Source organism: Streptomyces luteosporeus, from assembly GCF_039532865.1.
In the GTDB taxonomy this organism is placed as follows: Bacteria; Actinomycetota; Actinomycetes; order Streptomycetales; family Streptomycetaceae; genus Streptomyces; species Streptomyces luteosporeus.
This window is the reverse complement of sequence record NZ_BAAASL010000004.1, coordinates 211267-236143: the sequence shown is the minus strand read 5'-3', so window position 1 is coordinate 236143 and position 24877 is coordinate 211267. Positions and strand designations below refer to the sequence as shown.

Genomic DNA, 24877 nt, shown 5'->3' with positions numbered 1-24877 from the left:
CCGGCGGGCCGAGTGCTTGGTTGTTCAGGCACCCCATTCCACCCTTACGGGCTCGCGGGCCACGGCGAGGGCGCCGTCGAGGTCGGCGAGGCGTTCGGCGAGGGTGGTGGCGGCGATGCGGGGAGGGAGGGCCGCCGAGAACTTCAGGCCCCGGACGGCTCGCGGGTCGACGGTGGGCAGGGTGAGGGAGTCGGTGAGTTCGGCACGGGCCGTCTTCCATTCGGCGGGGGAGAGGTCCTGGCGGAGCCGGATGTGGGTGTCGGTTGGGCGCTGCACGGGGTCGGCGAGGTTGCCTAGGGAAGCGGCGAGAGTGGCGTTGGCGCGATACCCGGCCCAGGTCCACCAGCGGGCGGCGTCCGCGTCGTGGACCAGTAGGGTGCCGGCCGGGTGTACTTCGTGGGGTGCGCGGTCCATGCGGAGTTCGGCGAGGGCCGCGGTGGCGCGGCGGGTGAGGCGGACGTCGGGGTCGGTGCCGAGGAGAACGTCGCGCATGGCGCGGGTGAGGACGTACGACAGGCCGCGAGCTTCGCCGCCCTGCCATTTGGCGATACCGCCATCCTCGACGGGTTCCACGAAGGCGCGGCGTCGCGCCCAGTCGATGAAGGTGACCTGCCAGCTGCGACCGGCCAGGAGCAGGCGGCGCGGGCCCGGGCGTTCTTCCGTGAGGACGGTGGGATCGGTGGTGCCGATCTCGGTGCGTCCGGTGAGCACGGTGAACTCAGGGGGTGCGGTGAAAGAGGCGGTCAGCTCCATGAAGTGCCGGTGGCCGAAGTGCTTCTCGGCTTCGGGGCCGATGAACAGCATGCCGCCGTCGCTGTCGAGGAAGCCGCCTGCGACCAGGTGGGACAGGATCGGCGCGGCGGATCGGTCGAAGGGGGTGAGGCCGTTCCACTGTTCGGGCCACAGTCGGTCTCCGATGCGGTGTTCCTGAAGGGTGACAGCGAGGAGTTGCTGTGCGACGAGGTGGCGGGGTGAGGGTGGCGGGGTGACAGGTTCGACCCAGCCGGTGGCCCACAGGGTGAGTAGGCCGGCGGCTTGGAGCAGGGTGTCGGGGCGGGTGGCAAGGAACAGGCAGTTGCGCGAGGTGCCGGTGCGGCGTCCGGTGCGGCCGATGCGCTGCAGGAAGGAGGCCACGGTGCTGGGTGAGCCGATCTGGATGACGCGGTCGAGGTCACCGACGTCGATGCCGAGTTCGAGAGTGGAGGTGGAGACGATGACGCAGTCCCGGGCTTCGGCGAATGCCTGCTCGGAGCGTGAGCGCTCGTCGGTGGAGAGGGAGGCATGGGAGAGGAACACGGTGACGTCACGGGCCCGCAGCGCCGCACCGAGCTCCTCCACCTGCTTGCGGGAGTCGCAGAAGACGAGCCGCTTCTCACCCCGGTGCAGGGCGGAGACCACCTTGGCGGCGTTGGCGAGTGATCCGACGTAGTCGAGCTCCACCTCTCCAGCGGGACGCGGGAGTTCCGTAGCGCCGGTGATGGTGCCGTTGGTGGCGGGCAGAGTGACGCCGGGGGCGACGACCCGGCCGAGGCGGTCGGCGCAGCGAGCGCCCTGGAGCCAGGTGAGCAGGGCGTCGGGGTTGCCGACCGTGGCGGAGAGGCCGATGCGCTGGATGCGGTGACCGGCCAATCGCTCAAGGCGTTCGAGTACGGCGAGCAGATGCCAGCCACGGTCGTCCCCGGCGAAGGCATGCACCTCATCGACGACGACGGAACGCACCCGGCCCAGCATGTGCGCGTGGTCGGTCTTGACGCTGATGAGCATCGCTTCAAGGGACTCGGGCGTGGTGAGCAGGAAGTCGGGGGACTCAATGCGGATGCGACGACGTACGGACTCGGGGGTGTCACCGTGCCAGAGGGCGGCTCGGCGCCCCAGCCACTGGGCGTAGCTATCGACCCGGTGCACCAGGTTGTTCAGGAGCGCCTTGAGCGGGGCCAGGTAGAGGACGGAGGTGCCGGTCCAGCGCTTCTCTCGCATGGCGGACAACAGCGGGAAGGCGGCGGCCTCCGTCTTTCCGCCTGCCGTCGGTGCGAGAAGGACCGCGTCCTCGCCGTCCATCAGCGGATGCACGGCGGCCTTCTGCAGGGGCCGCAGATCGGGCCACCCGAGCGTGTTGACGATGTGGTGCAGGACTACCGGGTCAAGGCGTTCCACCGGATCGGTGTCGCGCTGTTGCTCCTGCACGTCTGTGACTCCTGCGCTGGTCTTCGGAGTTCGGGACTATGGAAAATGGGTCTTCAGAGTTCGAGTTCGAGGTCGTCCGCCGAGGCTGCCGGCTCGGGCGCAGCGAAGTTCCGTTCGGTGGCTGTGAGGTCACCGCTGCCCACGGTCAGCTTGTAGTGAATCCGCGGGTCGAAGTCAGGGAACTGGTCGATCCGGTCGAGTACTTCTCCGACCAGCTTCTTCAGGTACAGCCGCGGTGCTACTCCGACCTTTCCGCCGAGGGCCCCGCCCACGGCCCGTGCCAGGTCGGTGAGGTATGCGTCGTCGGCGAGCTGCTTGATCCGGTCGGGGGACTGGGAGGCTTCGGCATACAGGTCACGGATGGTGGCGCCCAGGCAAGTCAGGGATTCCTCGGTGAATCCGGACAGCCGGATCTGGACGGCCCGGGGGTTGTCGAACCGGGGGTCGGTGGTGAAGTCGGTGGCGAGACGCTGGGCGAGTGGCGCGAGTCGCTGTGCGCCCTGTTGTCCGTCGTAGAAGGCGGGGGTGCCGGTGATGACGAGGTACAGGCCGGGGAAGCGGCCGGAGTGGACCTCGTCGATGAGCTGCCGCAGCGCGTTGAGTGCCTTGTCGCGGGCGTCGGAGCGGACTCGTTGGAGGGTTTCCACTTCGTCCAGGACGAGGACGAGTCCGGCGTGCCCGGCGTCCCGGAGTACGGTGAGCAGACCCTGCAGGAAGCCGAAGGCGCCGAAGTGGTCGAGGTCGCCTCGGACGCCTGCGCTACGCCGGGCGGCTGCGGCGACGTGAGGCTGGCCGCCGAGCCAGGACATCACCGCAGCGGCGGTGGCCTCGTCGCCGGCGTCCAGGGACTGCTTGTATCCGCGCAGGGCGGTGGCGAACGCGGGGGCGCGCCGGGACACTTCGGCCAGACGGGCGGTGAGCAGCCTGTCCACAGCCTCCGGCAACTCGCGCTCGCCCGCACCGTCGGCGAGTGCATCCTCCTCCAGTGCGTAGAACCACGCGTCGGCGACCGGGCGCAGGGCGCTGGGCGGGAAGCTTGCGGTGGTCAGGCGTTCGGTGAGTCGTCGGTAGACAGTCTCCAATTTGTGCAGGGGAGTCTCGGTCTCCGACACCTGCACCTCGGCCACGGCGAAGGTGCGACGTTTGGCGCGCTCGCCCAGCCAGCGGGTGAAGAAGGTCTTGCCGGAGCCGTACTCGCCGCGCACGGCCTTGAACACGGAGCCGCCAGCGGCGGCGGTGTTCAGCTCCTCGTCGACTGCCTGCTCGAAGCGGCCGAGTCCGGTGGCGAGCAGATCGAGTCCGCTCTCGGGGACGGCGCCACGCCGCAGCGCATCCACCACGGCCCGTCGTCGCACGGTGCCAACCGGGGCGGCAGCCCCGGATGCTGAAGATCCAAAGGCGTTCACCTGAACAGTCTCCCATCCGGCCGCCGCGTACGAATCGCAGCGCGAGGACGAACATGACTGGCTGCGGCTCGCGAGCCACGGCGGCGAGCCCGGTCGAGTAAGGCTCCGGTCAGGCTGGGCATGACGTGGCATCACCTAGGCTTTCCCACAGCGCAAAACATCCGAGGGGGGACCTTGAGCATCGATTCGGGCACGGCGCGGCCGACCACTCGGCGACCGGCGTCACCGGGGCCGGAGTTCGGGCAGGCTCTGCTGCCCGGTACAGAGACAGGTACCGAGGGCATGCGTCAGCGGCTGATGATCCTGCAAGGCAGGCTGGAGCGCTGTGCCACGGTGTTGCGGGCTCACCAGGAGACTGTCACCCGCGTCCCCCGGACCGATGCCCTTGCTCTCGACCTGGTTCAGGATGATCAACGCCTCCTGCGCGACGTGCAGCAGTGTGAAGACGAAGCCGGCGAAATCGATGACGCGCTCACCGAACTCTTCCAGGAACTCATGGCGGCCGACCTAAAGTCGGTCCGGCGCCGGCAGGAAGCCGAGCGTCTTTCCGGTTGGATCGGGGCCCCACCCCCGTACTCCCCCGGTTGGAATTCGGCGAACGAGATCTCGGTGACCTTCGCTCACGCCTCTTCGCCGCTGCTCAGAGTGGAGGGCGGGAGCCTCTTTGGGCCGACTGCCTTGTTCATCAAGCGCTACGCCGAGCACGCGACGTTCATCCGCACCATGTACAAGGACGTCACCTCGCGGTTGGCGGCGCTCCGGCAGGTGGCCAGGGAGGCCCTCGACGGACCCCTTCTCCAGGAGTCCACGCTGATGGATTTGAAGGAGATCGACAAGCTGCACCACAGCCAGTTCGAGCAGCTGATCGCCGACCTCCTCGACCGCGATGGATACCGGATCATCCGCTCGGGCGGGAGTGCTGGCGACATGGGCGCCGATGTTCTCGCGGCCGACCCCCTCGGGCGGTTTGTGATGGTGCAGGCGAAGCACTTCACTGGTGGTGGTGGTTCGGTGGGCCAGCCCGTCGTGCAGCACCTGTACGGCGGGGCCATGGCCACCCACTCCTCGACATTGGCCGTCGTCGTGACGAATGGAAGGCTCACTGGCGGGGCGAAGGGCTGGGCGGCGGAACACTCCCGGGTGCGGCTGATCGGCCGCGAGGAGTTGCGGCGGTGGGCGGAAAGCGGGGAAAGCCTCGAGTCGGTCCTCAAGGGCACCGGGCCCGCATAGATGTGGGGACCGGGCGGCCGGTGTGCGCGGAGCGGGCGGGTTGGCGAACCGCCCCGCCCGTCGCAGCCGCAGAGCTCCGGTTCACAGTCCGAATTGCTCGACCAGCTGGGCCCGGTGCAGCCGCAGGGTGCGGTTGTCGGGAAGAATCTCCAGGATCTGGGCGCCGTCGTAGTTGAGTAGCTGAGCCAGGGTCGCGGCGAAGCCAGGGGCACGGGTGGCGGGGTGGCCGGCGCGTTCGGCGAGGGCGGTCATCGGCAGAGTGCCCGCTTCGACGAGCGCGGCCAGGGCCTTCGGGAGGACCGCCTTGTCGCGTGGCTTACGTGCGAGCAGGTCCAGCTGTGCCTGGTACAGCTCGGTGGCCATGAGGCGTTCCACCAGAGCGGCGGCCGGGCCCTCTGCTGAGGCGGAGGCCGGTGCGGTCACAGGCTCCACCGCAGGGGAGGCAGGTTCCTGTGGCGCGGGGATCGCAACCTCCTCCTCGCCGAAGAGACTGATGGCTCCCTCGGCTACGGGTGGGGCGGCCTTCTTGGTCTGCTTCCGATGCGGGCGCGATACGGAGGTGTCGGGCACGGCACCGGCATCTGCTCCGGTCGCACCGGTCTCCACTTCGGCACCGTCCTCGGACTCCTCCACCCACCACGAGGGCGCCGGGTCGCCCAGCTCCCGCCATCCCATGGGCGGCTCGGCGCCGAACGGCAGCAGGGCGAGCAGCGGGATGGTGAACTCGGCGAGGGTCGCCCCGCCATGGTAGCCGGCCTTCAGCGCGGTGTACCGGGTGTCATGGTCCCGTAGCGCGACGATCTGTGATCCGGGCTCCGGCCAGACCACCCGCGGCCCGGCCAGCTCGATCTCGGCCGGTGTGACGGGACCGCCGGGGTTGCGGTGACGGGCCGAGCCGATCGTGGCGCCGGTCACATCAAGTTTGCGGCTGCGTCGCTCGATCACATGGCCGTGGTCGGAGGTGAGGAGCACGGTCATGTCGTTGGCGCGGGCGGCTCGCAGCAGCGGCTCCAGGCCACCGATCTCCTTTGCCTGCCATGTGCCATCACCAAGTTTCTGCTCCTGGGCGAGCCGGTCGTCCACGGTGTTGAGGACGACCGCGACATGGGTGTGCCCGTCGGCGAGCGCGTCGGTGAGAGCGGTGGAGAAGGGCGAGCCGGTATCGGGGCTGCGCAGGTCATCCTTATGGAAGATGGCTGCTGGGGCCCCGTTCCAGCAGGGGTGCTGGGGGAACAGTCGCTTCTCGTCGTTCTGGTCGCCGTTCATCAGGGTGCCTGCGAACAGCGAGGTGCGGGAGACTGCGGTCAGGGTGGGCAGCGCAGCGGCCACGGCACGCCGGGCCGGTACTCCGGTCGTCTCCTGCAGCGGATCGAACTCGGACCAGTGACCACGCAGTTCTTCGCCCAGTTCGGCTGCAATCGCCGCGCTCATCCCGTCGACGAGGAGGAGCAGGACGCGTCGGCCGGGGCAGGTCACGACAGGCGCGACGACCCGTTCCAGGAAGCTCTCCACGGTGAGCATGGCGCCGGGAGCGGTGCCGTCCGCAGTCCACACCGCTAGCCGTTCGGAGAATGCGTGGTCCAGCTCGCGGCGCTTAGCTCGCACCTGTGCGCCGATCTGGCTGTAGGCGTCGGCGAGTGCGTTGTCCGCGTCACCACCTGCTTCCAGGTGTTCCAATGCCCTGTCCACCCAGCCGAGTTCGCTGATTTGGCGGGCGGTACCGTCGGCCACCGAGGCGATGGCGGAGTCAGGCTGGGACGCGAGCCATCGCCGCAGCCGCGCCGCCATTCGAACCCGTTCGATACGAGCCTGGGTGGTCCTGTCGGAGGCCAGAGCGTGCTCGGCCAGCGCGGTGACGGCGGCCGTGACCTTCTCGGTACCGACATCGGCGAGGGCACGTCCCGCGGCGGTGAAGCGGGCGTCGAGTCCGGCCACGAGCAGCGGGCTGGCAGCAGCGGCGGTCTGCGCCCCGAACTGGGCAACGAGCTGCGCAGCCCTGTTCAGGACCGGGTCGGCGAGCCGGTGCTCGCCCCGGTCGACGAGGCCGCGGACGTACGCCTCGCCGTTGCGCCCGAAGGAAGTCAGGAGTCTGTCGAGTTCGTCGCCCTGGGCGGGCGGCTGATCGCCGAGCCATCGCTCGGCGCGCCCGCGTGCCCGGTACAGGTCGTGGTCGGCCTCTGCGTGCCCCCACAGAGCCGCGCAGACGACCGCGTATGCGGCCGCGTCCGCCCCGTGCTCGGCGTCCACCAGGGCGGTGACGATCCTGCCGGTGGAGCCTCCCTGCTCGGGTTCGGCGAGGAAACGTGCCAGGCCAGCTCGCTCCGGTCCGCGCAGGTCACGCAGGAGGTCAGGGCCACCGGCGGTGAGGGTCCACCGGAACAGTGCGACGGGGTCGATGCGGTCTCCGTCGTCTTGTGCGGCCGGCCCGCCCAACGCGTCCGTGTCGTGGCGGCCGAGCCTCAGCCGTCGCCTGGCCAGCCGCGTAAGGGCTTCGTCTCGGGAGAGCAGTCCCTTGCCGAGCGAGGGCCAGCCGCGGGTGGCCGCTGCGTCGAGGAGCGCTTCGGCCGCCCAGGTCTCGCTGCGAAGCCGCCCGTCGAGGCCGCGCGCGTCGAACGCCACCTGTACGACCTCCCAGTTGTCGACGGACCGTATCCTTCCGCCGTAGACGCGGGCGAGCAGCCCCGGGTCGAGGTCAGTGTCCTCGACGTCGGTGAGAACGACCAGGACCTTGGGGTCGGGGAAAGCTGCCGCATCGAGATGGCCCAGGATCTGCTCGTGCACGGCAAGGACCGACGGCGCGACGGCCACCCGCGCCTGCAGCCCGCCCGCTGTGCGCTGCACGGCCGGCCCGTCCCAGACGGGAGCGGCTCGCAGGAGCAGTACGCGGACCGCGCCGTCGCCGAGTCGGCTGCGGGCGGCGAGGTACTGGCGGACGGTTCCCGCGGACAGCCGGGCGGGGCCGGCAGTCGCAGAAGTTGTGGTGACGGTGTCGGGCATCAGTCGACGACCTTCCAGATGACCTCGACGGTGGCATTCGGGTGCTCGGCCGCGAGCGCCGCGATCTCCGCCTGCAGTTCGGCGGCGGCCCGTGCGGCGGTGGTCCGTCCCCCGCCGGAGCGGGCCGCGGGCCGCGACGATGTGCGCGGTCCCGGCCGCTGCGTCGACTCCGGCAGCACCAGCGGATGGGCGGAACCGCCGTTCAAGTCCACGCTCTCCGAGCTCGGCGGAGGAGTGGGCGACGGCTGGGGGCGCTCGCCCGTGCTCTGGCGAGACCTCAGCAGGGACAGCACTTCCCGGCCGCTGGCCTGCAGCACGCCCGGCAGGTCCGGGTAGTCGCCCGGGTCGCCAGCGGCGGCATCCCGCACCCGCTCCAGGACGGCCGCGCCGTTCACGCCGAGGGTGTCGGCCAGGCCCAGCTGATCCCAGCTGGTGCTCTGCAGCGCGCCGGCGACCTGCCCGGCGCTCTTCAACGACATGCCGCACCGGTGGGCGGAGAAATCGCCGAGATCGAAGCGGGCGAGCCGCTCCACGACAGTCTTTGCCTCGATGCCGGCTTCCGTCACCTCCTTGACCAGCTCCTGCGCCCGCCGTGCGAGGACGAGCCGGGGTGAACCGTCGTTCAGCTGGAGGAAGTCGCGATGCTTCTCCAGCTCCGCGACGAGCCGTCCTGCGTCCTGGGCGAGTGCGGCGGCGGCCCGCTTGATCTGCCCGGCGAACTGGTTGACGATCCGCCCGCGCCGCAGCTGCGGTGCTCGGTCGCCGAAAACGGTCTCGAACCGCTTGCGCGCCTCCGCCCAGTCGCTCTCGTCGGGCAGTTGCTGCTCGCGCAGGGCGTAGTCCCGCTTCAGCTCGTGCGGTGCCGGCGCGGGTTCGACGGGAACGCCGCCGCGCACCCACACCCGGTCGGTCATCTCCGCGTACGCGGCGGCGAGCAGCCGGCGCAGCGGCTCGGGCAGTCCGCGCGGCTCGGGAAGATCGCTCCAGTCGGAGAGCTTGACCAAAGTCGGCTCAGCGGTGCTGTTCCGGCGGGCCTGCGTATTGAAGTGGTCCGACCAAGCGGTGGACTGCCGGTAGTACGCCTCCCTCATGGCGCCGAGCCCGAGGCCGCCCGCTATCCGTGCCATGGTCTTGCGGTCCTTGGAGTCGACCTCGACCTGCCCGTCGCGGTCCTCGGCGGCCTTGCGCACGTACTCGAAGACGGTCCTGATCTCGGCAGCCTTTACGGGTTTACCCGTGCCGTCCGGGTCCAGGTCGGGGTGGGCAGGGTACTGGTGGGCGAGCAGCTTGCCGGCCAGGTCACGAGCGGCGGCATCCAAGGGCGCACCGAGCGGAAGCTGCAGCTCGGGGACGTCCTGCTGGGCGACCAGGTGGGTGTCGAAGCTGAGGTCGACGACCCCTTCCTGCTTCTGTGCGAGCCCGTACGCCTGCCGCAGCGCCTGGGTGACGCGCTCGGTGAGGATGGCCAGCTGCGACTGAAGCATGCCCTTGGCGCGTGCCTTGTCGTCAGCGTTGAGACTGCGTGCGAAGTCGGAGTCGAAGCGGACCTCGTCGGCGAGGGCCTTGTCGATGACGACGAGGCGTTCGAAGTCGCCGCGCGATGCATCGGTCAGGTGGGTGGGCAGCCAGGCCAGGGTGCGCGAGTCGCCGCCCGGCTTCTCCCGCAGGGCGCGCAGCCGCTGCAAGTCGTCCATCGGCCCGAACTCGCCCTCGTCGTACGGGAAGTCGACAACGAGTCGCCAGGCGTCGTCCTGGCTGGGCCGCAGGGTCGCCTCGGGCAGCGAGTCGACCTCGGCGACGTTACCGAAGACCACCTCAACCTGCCGTTCGGTTCCCCTCCACACCAGGTTGAGCACGTCGTACGCGTCGAAACCCCCGGGCCCATCGCTGACGCCGAGCGCCTCCTTGATCAGGCTGCGCATCTTGGCACGCCGGTTGCCCTGGTTGTTGTGGACCTGGGCGTTCGCGAGGACGGCGTCCAGGTCGACACCGGTGAGCTCCAGGCGCACCACCGCGCCGGGCCCGGTACCGATGACCTTAATCTCAGGGAAGGTCGCTGCCCACTCCTTGGCCTTCTGCTCGAGGCGGCCGACCTCGGTGCCCGCGATGCGGGTGGTGATGGAGCCGTGGTTGAGGGCGTGCAGCCGCGCCAGGGTGAGGTCGGCCAGCGCGGGCACGCTGGGCGCGAGTTCGGAGAGCAGCAGGGTCTGCAGCAGCCGACTGTCGCCGGTGAAGTCGCGGCAACGGGCGGCGAGCTGCGGGTCGTCGAGGGTTTCGGGACGGCGTCGGTACGCCTCGACCTGGTCCTCGGTGACCTGGTTGGTCTTCAGCAGGTACGGGCGAAGCTTGTCCCGGTACAGCTTGTCGGCGGCTTCGAAGTGAACACTGGTCTCGCCGCTGAACGCCTTGTCACCGCCGCCCGCGATCGCCGGGTACAGATCGCCCAGCGGTACGAGCTGCCCGAGCCGCCAGTCATCGCGGTGGTCAATGAGCAGCTGGCTCATCAGCTTCAGGCCGGTGCGTGAGCGCTGCAACGCGGCAGAAATGTGCACCAGGGTGTCCATGAACGCCGGCGGGAACGGGTACGTCCGCCTGAACGCACCCTCGTCCGCACCAGTGGTGGACTTGTCGTGGCCGAGCAGGGTGTCCCAGACGTCCGGGCCGAGCTTCTTGGCCTCGGCGAAGGCCGCCTCCACCTTCGCCTCGGCCTCCGGGCCGGTGGGCTGGAGCAGGCGGGCCTGCGCGATCTGCGGGAGGTTGCGGTCCTCCAGGACGATCTTGTCGAACCGTCCGCCGCTGAGCTTCAGGCTGTCCTGGACGGCGGCCTCGGCGGCCCCCGACATCTCCTCACCGACCAGCTCGCGCAAGTCACGCTGGCGGGCGATGAACGACACCACCGGGATGGCGCGCCGCTCGTCGCCACCCTCCACGAAGTTCGTGATCTTGTCAGCCTCGCGTGAGACGAATCTCTGATCGTGGATGCGGGAGGCCAGCCACAGGATCAGCTCGTCCATGAAGAGGACAAGACCGTCGTAGCCAAGGGACTTGGCGTGTGCGGCTATGATGCCGAGCCCCTTGTCCAGGGAGACGAATCCGTCGGCATCCTCTGAGGCGTTACGCGAGAACGACGGGAACAGGGTCTGGGTGAGGTCCTGCACGAGACGTGCCCGCAGTTCCCGCGGCGTGGAGGGATTCTCCAGGTCGAGGTCCTTGGTGTTCTCGTGCTCCTCCGGCGCGTTCACTGCTTGGTCGAGCAGTTCGGTGGTCCAGGCGAAGGAGTCACCCCACTCGTCCTCCTGGCCATCGCCGGCGTCGGCGAGCTGCTCGATCACCCGGTCGTCGCCGTTGCGGCGGCGCTGCTCGGCGAAGTCCTCGAAGAGTCCGTCGGTCCGGTAGACCTGCGGTAGCGGGCAGTCGGGGTGCAGTTTGCGTACGTGCTCCACGTACTTGCCAAGCACGCGCTGCTCCAGGGACTTGGAGCCCAGCATGTGGTAGGGCACCAGCAGGAACTTGCGGTCGTCCGCATCCAGCCAGGAGTGCCGGGCCCGCACCGGGTCGAAGTCGCTGCGCGCCCGGACGGCCTGGTTCCGCGACAGCAGCGCATAGAGCACCGCCATGAAGTGCGACTTACCGGAACCGAACGAGCCATGCAGGTAGGCGGCCTTCGACGAATGGCTGTCCAGTGCCGACTTGATCAGGTCGAGGGCCTCGTCGAAGTTGCCGAGCAGCCGGTCGGTGACGACGTAGTCCTTCAGCGCCGCCTCGGCCCCCTCGGGAGTGACCGCCTCGTTCAGCTTCAGCACGAAGTCGGAGGTGGACACCGACTCCGGAATGTCGATCAATTCCCGCAGTAGCGGGCGGTCCTCGGGGCGAGGGTTGTTCCTGCTCATGAACGCCATGGTGTGTCTGCTCCTCGCCCTGCTCAGGGGGACTCTGTGCCGCTGACGGCATCGGTGGTGAAGGATGTCTGGATGGCGGCCTTCGTGCCCGTGCGCTGCTTTGGCACAGCGGATTTCTTCGTGCCGCGTCCGCGCGTGACCGCGGACGGGCGCCAGGCCTGCAGCGCATCGTCGGTCAACCCGAACTCACCCTGTTTCTGCTGCCGGAACGCCAGGATCTCGGCGGCCGGCGACGCCCCGAACTCCGGGTCGTACTCGCCGTACCACTGCTCCAGCCACGGCTGCAGCTCAAGCAGTCCGGCCAGGTAGGGCACGAGCTCGTCATCGCCGAGCCCGGCCTGCTGGATGTACGAGGCGAGGGCGAGGGCTTGCTCCAGGTGGTCCCAGCCGGCCCAGCCATAGAGCTCCGGTGACTGCACGTTGACAGTGCCGTATGAAATGAACCGCTCCTTGGGCACGTCGAGCTTGCCACGCGCACGCCAGTAGCTCGGCTTCAGGAAGTCCGCCGAGGTGTACTTCGGCGGCACGGGCGTCCGCTCACGGACCTTCCGCTTCGCGGGCTCGTCGGGCGCGGCGTCTTCCTCGCGCTGGAGGTCCCACACGTGCTCCCAGTCGGCACGCTTCTTCAGACCGGTCGGCTTGTACCGCAGTGCGGACACGAACGGTACGTGTTCCTCGGACAGCAATTCGCGCACGGTCTTCGCGAGGTCCTGTCGGGGTGCGTACAGCTCGGCAACGGACGCGAAGTCCTCGTCAGTCGAGAGGTTTTCGGCAAGGCGGGCGAGGGTGGTGATGGTGGGGTTGCCACTGGCGTCGAACCAGTTCCTGCGGTCCTCGACCCGGTCGAGCAGCCAGCACTTCAGCGCCTTCTGCTGCATCGCATCCCAGCCGTCGCTGGCCCAGCGCCGCTTGTACTCAGGACGCTCCACCATGCCGATGGCGCGGTTCGACTCGATGACGTCGATCCGCTTCTGGACGAGGGCCTGGTAGTCGGAGGGCCAGTACGCGGGGATCTCCGTGATCGGAGTGGAGCCGTGCCGCTTGAACCACTCGTTGCTGGCTTCTCCAGCGGCAACCCGGCGCGCGAGCACGATCTCAAAGGCGCGCTCACCTAGGGCAAGTTCGGGGACCGTGGAGGCATCGGGCATACGTAGGTCCTCGGAGTGCAGGTTGTATAGGAAGTACACCTGCCAGTCCAGCTCTTCCTGGAGGGCGATCATTCGGGCACGCAGGAAGTCGTAGCGGGCTTCGGCGCCACGGAGGGCGTGAGCGGTGGGGACCGCTTTGGCCGTGAGGGCAGCGGGGGTCACTTCGGAAAGTTGCTGGGCGAGAGACTCCAGCTCGACCGCGAGGGCCGTGGGGTAATGGGCCGGGAGCGAGAGCTCGCCAACCTTGGCCCCATTGAACTGGTAAAAGTCTTCGAACGGCAACGTGGACTGTCGCGCCCCCTGCGTATCCACGGTGCTTCCCATATTGTGGCTTACCATCTTTAGCCACATCCCGACTGTGGAGCTATTGAGCAAGCCAAGCAGATTAACGTGGTCGACTTCGGTTGCATCCTTGTGTAGCTTAATGACCAGGGCCGACTGCTTGAATACCTTACCGCCTCGATCTAGTACGAAATGGTTGTGTGTAGCCACGAATGCGTATGAGATAGACCAGGCGTGACTCTTGGGGCTCGACGTTACTTGATGCCATTCATACCAAGGACGACCATCTGAGAAATAGGTTCCCTTCGAGAAGGTCGCACGGTTTCCCAGTGTGGTGCGTCCGGGCCACACCCATTTGTACGCGGCGGACGCCGGGTCCAGCGGAACAAGCTCAAAGTTTCCGCGCCGTTCCTTGTATGGAAAGAAGGTGTGAGTTTCCTCCGTGTGTACCCAATCGCGCAGTTCATCGCCCAGTACTACGGTGCAACCAAGCTCTGGCTCTCCGCCTCTACGAAGCCAGCTGCTCCGCGTGGTGAGCATGATGCTGTCAGCGTTCGTTTGGCCCGTATAGCCGATTCGCTGTGCGACCGCACGCAGTTTAATTCCGGTAGCCTCAAGTGAATTGGAGATTTCCTGGCCGCCGGCATTTAGAATCCAAGGGTGGAGCGCAAAATGATCGTGGCGCTTCAGGTCGTCAACCGCTACCCACTTGCTCGTGGAGCCTGGCGAATCGATCTGCTCAACGATTGCCTGCCATACCAGCCCTTCTTCCGCCTTCTCCGGCGCCGAAGGCTCCCCTTGTACGCCGCGCGCCGTCCGGATCGTCGCTTGCTGCTTCGATCCGTCCCTCGGTCGTCCCACAAGAATTACAGTCGGTGTCCCATGGCCGGGAATGTACGCGCCTGACGTGTCGATTACTTCGGTGAGCTCGACCTTGTGGGCGAAGTAATCCTCGATTAGCTTGGCGCCGAACTCGCGCTTCATAAAGGAACTCGCCGTGATCTGGCCGACCATGCCGTAGCCGTTCCCGTCGTCCCCTCCCTGCTTGGCCAGTTCGAAGAACCGCTGGGCGAAGGGGACGGACAGTGCGTACGTCCCCGCGCACGCGTCGTACAGTTCCCGGTACAACTGGTTGAGCTTCTTGTCCTTGACCGTGATGTACGGCGGGTTGCCCACCACCACGTGGTAGCGACCCTGCTCCAGGATCCCGGGGTACTCGTGCACGTCCTCCGTCGCGTACGAGAAGTCGGCCAGCGGGTCACCGGTCGCGTTGCCGCCCTCCTCCTCAAGAGCGAGGCCTAATTGCAGCTCCAGCTGCCGGTCCTTGATGAGGGAGTCGCCTACGGCGAGTTGGATGGGCCACTCGTAGCGCCGGGCCTCCTCGAAGGTCCGCATGCCGCTCGCGGCCATCGCCGCGACCAGCAGCCGGAAGCGGGCCACCGCAACCGCGAACGGATTGAGGTCCACCCCATGCACAGACTCCAGCGTCGCTCGCACCCGCTCGTACGGGCCCACCTCGGGCCGCTGCTCAGCCCACATCCGCACTAGCCGCCGGAATGCGCCGAGCACGAAGTGGCCGGACCCGCAGGTCGGGTCGATCATCTTCAACTCTTCGAAGCCGAACTCCCGCACCGCCGGGGTCATCGTCCGGTCGAGGATGAACTCCTCCACGAATTCCGGTGTCTGCAGCAGCGCGTATGTCTTGCGGGCTGCCTCGCTCAGGTCCTGGTAGAGGTCACCCAGGAACCGGGTGTCCCAGCCTTCGGTACCGTCCTCGCTCAGAGGGTCACTGAAGTCGTGCACGAGGACCGGACCGCTCGCCCCTTCGTCCCCGCTGCCCTCGCCGGCGCGCTGCTCCCGCCAGAACGCGAGCAGCGCGCCCGCTCCGTCGTGCGAGAGCGGGATCTGGTAGAGCGGGTTGTGGTCGCGGTCGAAGAGCAGCCGCCCGGCCTGACCGGCGCCCAATTCGGCGAACGCCGTCTCTAACCAACCTCGGTACGTCGGGTCGGCGTCCTTCTCCAAGTACTCCTCGTACCGAGCCTGCGCGGTCTCCCGCCCCGCCACATCGGGGGAGGTGATGTACGGCTCGGGGATCAGCCGGTTGTCCTCGCTGAACCGCACGAAGACCGTGCCGAGTACCCAGGCCACCGCGACCTGGGTGATCCGCTCACCAAGCCAGGCGTTCCACGTCGCCGCCGTACGGCCCAGCTTCCGGGCCTGCTCATACTCGCCGCGCAGCCGCTTCCCGACCTCGGGGACGGCTTTGACCTGTCGCTCAAGGTCGATCTCTGCCGCCTTGACCTGCTTCTGCAAGTCGGCGAGGAGGTTCTGACGGTCGATCACGAACGGCTCCAGTCGGGAATGAGAGAGGAAGGAGAAGATCAGGAGAAGGGCAGGAGACGGGTCAGGCGTTCGGCTCGAGATGTTTGCGTGCGACCCAGGCGTCGGGCACGACGATCCACTCGTCGAACCCCGCCTGGTACGGAACGCTCTGTCCGGACAGCCGTGGCGCCCGCGCTGGATCGGACTGGGCAACGAGCAGCCACAGCGGGCTGCCACCCTGCCGAGCCCCCTCCGCGAGCCGCTCGAGCAGGTCGAGCGCGTCATACCGGGCCAGGACTGCGGTGTCGGTGAGGAGCAGCGGGCCATGTCCCTCCGCCAACAGCTCCCGCAGCCTCGGCTCGATCCGCCCCCACGCCTTGTCGGTGCGGATACGCAGCTGCTGGTGGGCCCGGCTGCCCGGCTCGGCGGCGTCCGCCTTGAGGACGGTCTCCCAGGTCGGACGGGCGGCCTCGCCGACCACGCCACGCAGTTCGGTCACGAACAGCCCGGTCAGCGATACCGGCCGAGCCCCGTACGGCTCGCCGGTCAGCCACCGCACCGCATCCTCGGCACGCCGCTGGGGCACGGTCAGGACCCGGAAGCCGTCCTGCTGCGCCGAGTGGGTAAGCCGCTGGTCGGCCTTGACTGCGGCGGCGACGGCCGCGTCCGCGTCGTACTGAGTGGGAGCCGAGCGGCGCGCCGCCGAGGTGCCCCAGCTCGCCGAGGTGAGCCCGGTGGTGGCGTCTCCGTACGGGCGGTCCGGGACGAGCCGGAGCACCTTGTCGTAGCGGGTGGCGAGCTTCAACTCGAAGCCGGCCTGCTTCAGGTCGCGGACCAGGGCGCTGCCCGTGGGCAGCTCGCGCGGCGTCAGGGGATCGGTGCCCAGGTCGGGAAAGCGCGTGGTGACCCGTTTGTGCAGAGCCTCTACCGTCAGGCCCGGCTGCCGCTCCTCCTCGATGCCCGGCTGCACGGCGACGACACCGGCCTGGGTGATCCGCAGGGCGCGCACCAGGTCCAGGTCGCGCGGGTAGATCTCCAACCGCGGGGTGAGTGCGGCCCGGGTGGACGCGGCAACCGCGATCTCGGCAGTGCGCCGCTCGTCCCAGCCCAGGCTGCCCGGCGGCCGGCGCACTGCGTCCAGCTCGGTGAGGACCGTGCTCGCCGTCGGCAGGGACTCGAGTGCCGCGAGCCGGTCGGCCCGCGCGCCGAGGTTCAGCGCATATTCCTGAAGCGCGGGCAGCGCCGGGGTGTCCGGGCCGTCCACGTCCTCCCGGACGTCCAGGGCGAGCAGGCCGAGTACCGGATCGGCGCCTTTGGGCATTCGGGCGTGGAAGTAGCGGAAGAGCGGTGGGGACTCGTTGTCGTAACTCTCACGCTCCACCACCGCACGCAGCAGCGACAAGGCGAGCGCGCGCCGGTTACGCCGCTCCACGTGCTGAGTGCCGCGTCGAGCGATGAGCGCGTCGGCGAGCTCGATCACCGGGGCTACCCGGCCGCGCTCGACGAGGAGCTCCACCACCTGCTCACGCAGCAGCGCGAGGGCGGGGTCGTTGTACCAGCGCTCCCGCGCTTTCTTCACGATCTGCGGGATTCGGCCCGCGGTGAGACCCACCGCATCGGCGACGTCTAGCTGCCGGACCCACGCCAAGCCCCCGGGTAGCGTACCCGCGTCGTCGGGCAGCCGCAGCAGCAGCCGGACCGCTTCGCGCTCCTTGGCATTGGAACGGGCGCTGCCGCTGGACGGCTTCGGCACCAAGCGGGCGGCGAGCGCGTCCAGGCTCAGGCCACCCAGTACCTGCGGGTCGGTGACGTCGGCGTCGGCTGCGGCGATCGACTCCGCGACCGCCCGCTCCAGGTCGGAGAGCTCCTGGCCCGCCGCCTTGCGGGCCTCCGCGCTGAGCGGTGCGGGAGCCGCCTTGCCCAGGCGTGTGTTCCATTCCTTCTGCCGGCGTTGGATCTCCTCCCGGGTACGCGAGCCCATGCCGGGCGCAGTGAGGAACTTCTTCGCCGAGTACTCCAGGACGTCCCCGACGGTGTTCAGCCCCATCGCGAACAGCTGCGACTGCGCCGCGACCGTCAGACCGGCCACTGATAGCGGCGTCTTCCGGTCGGCGCGCTCGGCCTGCTGGTCGCGGACCCGCTCAGCGGAGACGTCGTCGTCCTCCCGCCCGATCCGCGGCTCCGCCGCTGACCCGGCAACCACGTCCGTGTCGCCTGTCGCTCCGCGCGCCGACCTTTCACCGTGCCCAGTGCTCGGAGCCGTCGTCTGCTGTGCGTCCAGGAAGATCTTCTGCCAGGCACGCTCCATCGGCTTCAGATCCGGGAAGCGGTCCTTCACGTCCCGGGCCAGGGCTTTGCGGAAGAACGCCACGAGGCCATCCCGGACGGCCGGCTCGAAGGCGTCGGCCGCAAGCTGCGGGTACGGCCACTCCTCCGCATCCGTCTGTCGGGCCGTGACCGAGCCATCACCCCAGCGGGGCAGCTCGTTCGACGCCATCTCGTGCAGTGTCACGGCCAGCGCATATCGTTCGGCGTGTCCGTCGTACGAGCCGCGCTTGATGATCCCTACGAAGGGGTCGAGATAGCCCTCGGTGCCTGCCTCGATCTCCTTCGCCGGATATCCGGCGAGCGAGAAGTCGATCAGCACCAGCTGCCGGGTGCCGTTGGGGCGGATCCGGATTGCGATGTTGTCCGGCTTCAGGTCGCGGTGCCAAATCCCCTCCGCCTCGAGGTGCTCCACCGCGCCGAACAGGTACTTCCCGTACGCCTCCAGCTGGTCCATGCCCAGTCGGCCGTTGTCCCGCAGCTGGCGGGCGACGGTGTCCTCACGGCGGCGCGGCCCCTTGCTCATACCCCCGTCCTGGTCCTTCACCTCCCGGCTGTCGCCCACGTACTCCAGGACCAGGACCCTGCGCCCGCCCAGCGTCAGCGGCTCCGCCTCGTACAGCGAGATGATGCTGGAATCCCGGTGGATACGGCCCAGGACCTCCGCCTCCCGATCCAGGACTGCGTGCTTGGCCTCGCTCAGCGCGACCTTCAGCACGGCCACCGGTAGGGAGCCGCTACGCCGCGGCTCGCCCTCCAGGTCCCGCACCAGGAATGCCCGGGCGGTCGAGCCCGTACCAAGCCGGCGCACGACCTCCCAGCGCCCGGCCAGCACATCCCCGGCCACCGCCTCCAGCGGATCCTTCTCCGGCTCGAGCCGCTTCTCGCCCCCGGCTGTGGCCGAACCGTCGTCCCCGCCTGCACGTGCAGCCGTATGCCTGTCGTCCGGGGCCTCCTCGACGAACGCCTGCTCGACGTACTCCAGCATTTCCAGGAAATCGTCGACCGTGGACAGACGCCGACCGGGTTCATACGCAGTGGATGCTTCCACCAGATCGTCGACGTCCGGATGGAGACCGTCGACCAGCGCGCTCGGACGCAGACTCTCGCCGGCCTCCAGACGTGCCATGACCTCGCTCTGGCTCGCGCCTGGTGCCTGCCCGGTGACCAGCAGGTACGTGAGAACGCCGAGCCCGTATACATCGAGGCGCACCGGATCGGCCTTCGGGATCCTCAGCTCCGGAGCCAGATACGGATCGGCCTGCTCCGCGATATGGAACCCCGACACATTGGTCGGAGCCAAGGTCAGCGGCCGACCGCGGCTGGTGCTTTCCCCGGTGGCGATCTGCCAGTCCGCGATCTGCGGCCACGGGCGCAGCCAGCGCTGCTCTTCGCTGAGCTCCCGCCCGCGTAGGCCGCGGTCACGCGGAATCACATGCACCGCATGCGCCGACAGCGTGCGGTGGTGGACCCGCCGGGAGTGCGCGGAGCGCACGGTCTCGGCAAGCTGCCGCACCAGGGCGAGGCGAGCCTTCAGGTCCAGACCGGCTCCGTGCTGGACCAGGTAGTCGTCCAGGCGCAGCGTCTCCGGGTGGTAGTCGAAGAGGATCGCGGGCCCGGCGGGGTGCCCCGACGGCAGATAGTTCTTCAGCTGCACTGCGCCCGGATGACGAAACCGGCTCAGTACCGATGCTTCGCGGGCGGCGGCTCGCTCCACCGAGCGCCGCTCGTCGTCGGAGGCGCCACGCTCGCTGAGAAAGACCCGCACCCGCGCCAGGTCATGCAGCTGGGAATGGCGGCCCAGATAGTCAGCCCAGGTAAGCCCGGAGTCGAATGCCTTCGCCTCCAGGAGGTAGGAGCCCACCTCGTACTGGCGGCGGATCGGCGCGATACGGAGCTTCTTCAGGGCCGCATCGACAAGGCGGGACGTCGCGGCTGTGGTCTGGTACCGGGCGTCTCCCGGCGGTATGGCCAGCATCTCCACGAGCTGTTTGACCGTGAACACGCCGTTCATGTCGGCGGCCGGAAGGTTCACCCGAAGCTTGTCGTCGGTGAAGCAGACCGCTTCACCCACCCAAATCTTCGTTCGATCCGCAGGTGGACCGGAGACACCGTTGATCAGACCGGACAGCTCCTTGGCCTTCCGGTTCGACAGGTGCAGCGGGTTGCCGTGCCGACGGCTGGTCCCGCCTGGCGTGGTCTGCACCCAGTCGTTGCCGCCGCCGTGGACCGAGCCGTGCCAATCCTTGAGCTCGACCAGGAACACTCCGGCCGGCGCTACGACCAGGAGATCGACCTCACGGACGTGCCCGCTGTTCGCGGTGAACTGGAAGTTCGCCCAGGCGCGCCACGGCTCCTCGTTCGGCAGGCGCTTGCGGATTGCCTCAAGACCGCGGCGCTCGTGCTCGTACTCGGACTCGGTGACCGTCGTCCACCGGCCTTCCAGCATGCGGCCCCCCGCCTGTGTCTGCTTGTGCGCGTGTGTGCAGCGTTCCTGTCATTGCGTCAGGAAGCCTGTCTCAACCGCCGGATGAATCTTAAAGGGTGATACTGACGCCAAGGGCGGCCTGAGCTTGTTGCGAGAGAGGCTCTGCAGCCCAGACCTGGCGGGGATGGATCGGGGCGGAGGGCGCGGCGAGAGGATTCGGCCAGGTGGAACGGAGTGATTTCTCAGCCTGCACGCACGGTTGTCGCCCGCCGCACGCAGCCAAGTCCTGCTGATGAGGGCTGTCAGTTACAGCAGGACGCCTCGCGGCCCAGCAGCTTAGTCGAACAGCGGATCCAATGCGTCTTTGCCGGAGAGGATTCGCCATGCCGCCACCCGCACTGTCCGATTGACCGGACAAGGCTTCGCCCCGTGCCCGCCGGACGGCAGTCCGGCCAGGAGGTCACCTCGTGCGTGCGTCAATCGAAGGTGTCGTGCCGGGTCCTGTCCGGACAGCGGACCCTGATCGATAAGCACGGCGGTGTTGCGGCCTGCTTCGGTGAACAGCAGGTCCACCGTGTGCCCACCGACCACGGCAGCCCGTTCCATGTCCGTGATGCCACGTGTACTGAGGTACTGCTGGAGCCGGTCGGCGAGCTCTACCTGGAAAGGGTCCGCTTGGACCGACATTGCGCCCGCAGGAGTGCCTACATCCTTGTACGTTTCCGTCTGGAGCAGCGCTGACCGTCGCGCCAGCAACGCGGGCAGCCCGGCCCGCTCCTGCCAGAAGGTGTTGCTGCCCACTGTGATGAGCTGAGATTTCGCGCGCGTGACGGCAACGTTCCACAGATTGACCTGGCTCGACACCCAATGCGTGGTCCCAGAAGGCATGTTGTCGGTCGCTACTGGGCTCAGGAGCATGATGTCCCGCTGCCCACCTTGGAAGGCATGCACCGTACCCACCCGTACCCGGTCGTCTCTCAGTACTTTTTCAAGTGCTTCCTTCTGCGCCCGGAACGGCGTGACGACTCCCACCGTGGCGTCCTGCGGAAGGTCCACGAGTAGCCTGCGCACCACGCGTCTTACTGCCTCGGCTTCCTCGGCATTGCGCCATGACTTGCCACCGGAGCCCCGCGCCGATTCGCCGTACGGTACGTCCACCCAGCCCAGCACAGGCGCCGGAGCGGCCGCTCCTACCGGATCAAGCGCCGGAATCTGTCGTCGTACATCCGTCAGTACCCGCAACTGCCCCGCGTAGCAGTAGCGGTTGATCACGTCCGCGATTGTCGGATGGCAACGGTAGTGCTCGTCGAGAAGCAGCGCGGAATCGCCGTGCTGAGCAGCAGCGTGGTACGAGGAGTACACGTGATAGGCGAGCCGGTGGTCCTCCAGCTGTGCCGCGCTCAGCCCCGTCCGGAGCCGGGCCTGGTGCTCCTGCTGTGGTGAAACGCCCGCGATGTGCCCCAACTGCATCGGATCACCGATGATCAGTGCCCGCCGGGCGCGGAAAAGCAGCGGCAGGACCGACGGAATGGAGCACTGGCTCGCCTCGTCAATGACGACGAGGTCGAAGAGCTTCGGCGTCAGCTCCAGCTGGCGCACCGAGTGGGTACTGATGGCCCATGCCTTGATGTGCGCCATGAGGTTCTTCTGGCTCTTCTGGAACCCCGAGCGGCGCCGCAGGGCCTGCAGCCGTTGCGTCATGAGCGCGTGGCCATGTGAGATCGCTTCGGTAGACACTGCCTGGGACAGCTCTGTCGACAGCTCCGACAGCATATGCGAGGTCGCCAGCCGTGAACGCTTCAGCGCCTCCTCGTCCCGGCCGAGGTGAACGGGCGTGAGCTCACGCAATTCCCGCTCGGTGCCGAGCATCTCGGCCAGCGAGGTCAGCAACTCGACGGACACCGGTCGTTCGGACAGCCACTCCGGCCGCGAAGTCCCGGGGTACAGCTCCGCGACCAACGCCCTGAGCGCCCGGCCCCTGCGCCAGCGTCCGACCCACCCCCTTGCTGCGGCTGCCTTGTGGGCCCGTTGCTCCCAACGGGCTAGGACGGAAGTGTTTTCACCTGCCCAGACTTCCGCCAGAAGCGCCACCGGCAGCCCGAGCGTGTTCGCCTGCTCCTGCCGCTTCGTGAGCAGTTCCAGCAGTTGCCCCTCCTCTTGAACGAGACGTGCCGCCTCCTCCTGCTGTCCGAGTGCCCGTCCGCGAGTGTTGCGCAGGTCCCCGGCCACGGTCGCCGATCCACGCCGCGGAGCCCGCACGGGCTCACCGAGGATCTGCTCCAGCTTTGCGGCCTCGCGCTCCAGAGCCTCCGCATTGCCGGTACGCAACATCAGACCTGGTGCGATGCTGTCGCAGCGCTCGGCGACGACATTCACCGCCTCGTTATTGGTCGAAGCGACGAGGACGGACTGGCCGGCAGCCACACAGGTGGTCACGACGGCCGTGACGACCTCGCTCTTCCCCGTGCCCGGCGGACCGGTGGCCACGGTGAGCGCTCTCGTCATCGCGGACGAGACGACCAGCTCCTGGCTCTCATTGCACGGTCCCGCAGCCACCACGACAGGAGCTGGCCCCTCCGTGCCCTCGCCACGGCCGGACAGCAGCGTGCCCAGCGCTGTGCCGGGAATCTCCCCGGTGCGCGCCGACATCTCCAGCAGGTTCCCTACCAGGGCATCTGTGGCAAAGCGCTCGACGCCTGAAGGGGCCAGCAGCACGGCCGCGTTGTGCGCACCCGGCCGCAGCGCCTGCATCACCGACTGGTCGCTCAGGGCGGAGGGGTTCAGAGGTTCGAGCTCCGGAAGGCCCAGTCTCTGCAGCAGCTCCCGTACAGCTCGTAGCATCTGTGTGTCGTTGCCCTCCTGCCACATCGGCTGCCAATGGGCGATGAGGTCGGCTGCCTCCTCCTCCGCGAGGAGCTGAGTGATGACACCTGTGTGAAGCGAAGGCACCCCGCTCGGGCGAAGCATGTCGCGACCGTCTTCGTCCGGCGCGAGTTCCATCTGCTGGATCAGCAACGGCGCAAGCTGCACGGTGGTGCCCCGCCCACCAGTTCCGCCGCGCGCGGGCAGGGTGACCGCCGGATAGCCGTACCAGTACTCGTGCTGGGCGCTTGTTCCGGACACCGTTCCGTTCGTCCCGACCGTCCTGCCCTTTGTTCTGGGCAGCAGCGGAGGGGCGGACAGCGTTCCGGCCCGTCCCGACTGGATCGTCTCCTCGCCGCTCTTGAGCAGGAAGTATTGGGAGTCGCGGCCCCTATCACGGTCGGGAAGCATCCCGGCGGCTGCCTCTGCGGTAAGGCAGTAGGCGTAGTAGCGCAGCAACCGTTGCCAGTCGATGCCGTTCCGGGCGTCGACGGCGGCCAGTTCTTGAGCTTTGAGCAGGGCGGAGGAGCGCTGCGCGGCCTCGGTCGCATCACCGGGAAGGGTCGGCAGGTGCACCGGACGTGCCACTGAACGTGCGAAGGGCAGGCTCTGTGTTGCGCGGATCGTGGACTTGGTCGGACGTTGTTCCTCTGGGACGCCCTTCCTCACCATCTGTGCCGTCAAGTACTCGAAGAGGTCGTCCGGTGTGATCCAGCCGCTGTCCTTGATCCGCCCGTTGCGCAAGCCCTCCACGATCTCTCCGGTGAACCGGGACGTGCCGAGCGAGGATCCGACCGGTGCCATGGCGGAGGCGCTCTGCAGGGCGTCCGACGCGGTGATGAAGTACACGCCGGTCGGTCGCAGCAAGGTGCTGGCGCGGGCCGCTCGTCCGTGTTCGGGGCACCCTTGGCTGTCCAGCCCTGTACGACGGAGCCGCTGGAACAGCAGTCCAGCAGCACGATCTTGGAGGATGCCCGGCAGGACTGGAGCATCCGCTCCAGAAACTCCGCAGGCACGGCTGTGCCCGGCAGGTCGTCGGGGGCGGTGTCGCGGGTCAGGAAGTACAGCTGGCCGTCGGCTTCGCAGAACTCGCCGTGTCCGCTGAAGTACAGCAGTGCCGTCTCGCTCTGCTGCCGCTCCTCCAGAAACGACTCGATGGCGTGCAACATCTCGGCGCGCGTCGGCTCGGCCACCATCGAGCAGTCGTTGTCCATGCCGATCTCGGTGCTCTCCAGCACCGCCTGCATGTAGTGCAGGTCTGCCCGGACCGGAGGGAGGTCGTGGTAGGCGTCGCTGTCGTACGTGGATACGCCGATGAGCATGGCGTACCGGTCGTTGTCGCTCATCCCGCGATCAGTCCATCGAGCCGTCAGCGCCGTCACCACTGCTGGTGTTGTGCCCACCGTCACCGCCTGCAAGGAACCGTTCGATCCGCTCGTCATCCGTGCGGGCCTCGCGGCCGGTGATGCGCAACGTTGAGCCGTCGGGCCGGGTGGCGATGATTGTCCGCTGGGGAACCCGGGCCAGCCAGACCTGCACGGCGGCAGCGACCAGCGAGCCTGCATTGAACACCAGTCCGACGGTGTCGACGATGTCCACACCCTTGCCCGTGTCGCCGGGTGCGTGCTGCCGGGGTATGTCCAGGGCGGCAGCGGCGTCGGTGCCGGCAACCTCACCCAGCAGCTCCCGGGCCTCACGACGTGCCCGCAGGGGGTCATCGTCGTTGATCGATATCCGATACCGAGCCCGGCTCTCCTGGGCGATCTGCACGCTTACCCCCTTGTTCCACCGTGC

General features: G+C 68.3%; 10 protein-coding genes and 1 pseudogene. 1 reads left to right on the top strand and 10 read right to left on the bottom strand.

Annotated elements, in window-relative coordinates; all coding sequences use genetic code 11:
- Window positions 1–24: 24 nt before the first annotated feature.
- Together ABD361_RS06685 and brxD are read right to left on the bottom strand one after the other, a co-directional pair.
- A complete protein-coding gene (locus tag ABD361_RS06685; protein ID WP_344433840.1) occupies window positions 25–2184 on the bottom strand; it encodes a DEAD/DEAH box helicase in 2160 nt (719 codons plus the stop codon).
- Window positions 2185–2237: 53 nt separating this feature from the next.
- Entirely contained in the window at window positions 2238–3590 is a 1353-nt protein-coding gene (brxD, locus tag ABD361_RS06680) for a BREX system ATP-binding protein BrxD (protein WP_425583161.1), read from the bottom strand.
- Window positions 3591–3764: 174 nt separating this feature from the next.
- Here brxD and ABD361_RS06675 point away from each other — a divergent pair, with 174 nt between their 5' ends.
- Window positions 3765–4820, top strand: coding sequence for a restriction endonuclease (locus ABD361_RS06675; RefSeq protein WP_344433838.1), 1056 nt, complete (start codon window positions 3765–3767; stop codon window positions 4818–4820).
- 81 nt (window positions 4821–4901) lie between these two features.
- On the opposite strand, the gene pglZ is transcribed toward ABD361_RS06675, so the two are convergent.
- The 8 genes and pseudogenes from pglZ to ABD361_RS06640 all read right to left on the bottom strand — a co-directional run bounded on the left by pglZ (window position 4902) and on the right by ABD361_RS06640 (window position 24853).
- Complete coding sequence (pglZ, locus tag ABD361_RS06670; RefSeq protein WP_344433837.1) at window positions 4902–7817, bottom strand: BREX-2 system phosphatase PglZ; 2916 nt, start codon at window positions 7815–7817, stop codon at window positions 4902–4904.
- Window positions 7817–11716, bottom strand: coding sequence for a BREX-2 system ATPase PglY (pglY, locus tag ABD361_RS06665; RefSeq protein WP_344433836.1), 3900 nt, complete (start codon window positions 11714–11716; stop codon window positions 7817–7819). Before pglY ends, pglZ begins: the two co-directional genes overlap by 1 nt.
- A gap of 23 nt (window positions 11717–11739) precedes the next feature.
- The gene (gene pglX, locus ABD361_RS06660; protein WP_344433835.1) at window positions 11740–15489 is read right to left on the bottom strand and encodes a BREX-2 system adenine-specific DNA-methyltransferase PglX; all 3750 of its coding nucleotides are present in this window, start codon (window positions 15487–15489) and stop codon (window positions 11740–11742) included.
- A 61-nt stretch (window positions 15490–15550) separates the two neighbouring features.
- Window positions 15551–20242 carry a BREX system serine/threonine kinase PglW gene (gene pglW, locus ABD361_RS06655; protein WP_344433834.1) on the bottom strand — a complete coding sequence of 1564 codons (4692 nt, stop codon included), beginning with the start codon at window positions 20240–20242 and terminating at the stop codon, window positions 15551–15553.
- A gap of 315 nt (window positions 20243–20557) precedes the next feature.
- On the bottom strand, window positions 20558–21691 hold the full coding sequence (locus ABD361_RS30625) for a DEAD/DEAH box helicase (protein WP_425583174.1): 1134 nt from the start codon (window positions 21689–21691) through the stop codon (window positions 20558–20560).
- A 51-nt stretch (window positions 21692–21742) separates the two neighbouring features.
- A pseudogene (locus ABD361_RS30620) lies at window positions 21743–22726 on the bottom strand (AAA domain-containing protein); the annotation flags it as partial.
- A 1037-nt stretch (window positions 22727–23763) separates the two neighbouring features.
- Window positions 23764–24429, bottom strand: a complete 666-nt coding sequence (locus ABD361_RS06645; protein ID WP_344433833.1) for a caspase family protein — start codon at window positions 24427–24429, stop codon at window positions 23764–23766.
- A gap of 7 nt (window positions 24430–24436) precedes the next feature.
- Complete coding sequence (locus tag ABD361_RS06640; RefSeq protein ID WP_344433832.1) at window positions 24437–24853, bottom strand: effector-associated constant component EACC1; 417 nt, start codon at window positions 24851–24853, stop codon at window positions 24437–24439.
- Window positions 24854–24877 lie beyond the last annotated feature (24 nt).

What these genes read in the sequence shown, in the direction of transcription:
- pglZ (WP_344433837.1), bottom strand. Translation starts at nt 7,817, where the DNA reads ATGCCCGACACCGTCACCACAACTTCTGCGACTGCCGGCCCCGCCCGG.
- pglY (WP_344433836.1), bottom strand. Translation starts at nt 11,716, where the DNA reads ATGGCGTTCATGAGCAGGAACAACCCTCGCCCCGAGGACCGCCCGCTA.
- pglW (WP_344433834.1), bottom strand. Translation starts at nt 20,242, where the DNA reads ATGCTGGAAGGCCGGTGGACGACGGTCACCGAGTCCGAGTACGAGCAC.
- ABD361_RS30625 (WP_425583174.1), bottom strand. Translation starts at nt 21,691, where the DNA reads ATGCAGTTGGGGCACATCGCGGGCGTTTCACCACAGCAGGAGCACCAG.
- ABD361_RS06645 (WP_344433833.1), bottom strand. Translation starts at nt 24,429, where the DNA reads ATGAGCGACAACGACCGGTACGCCATGCTCATCGGCGTATCCACGTAC.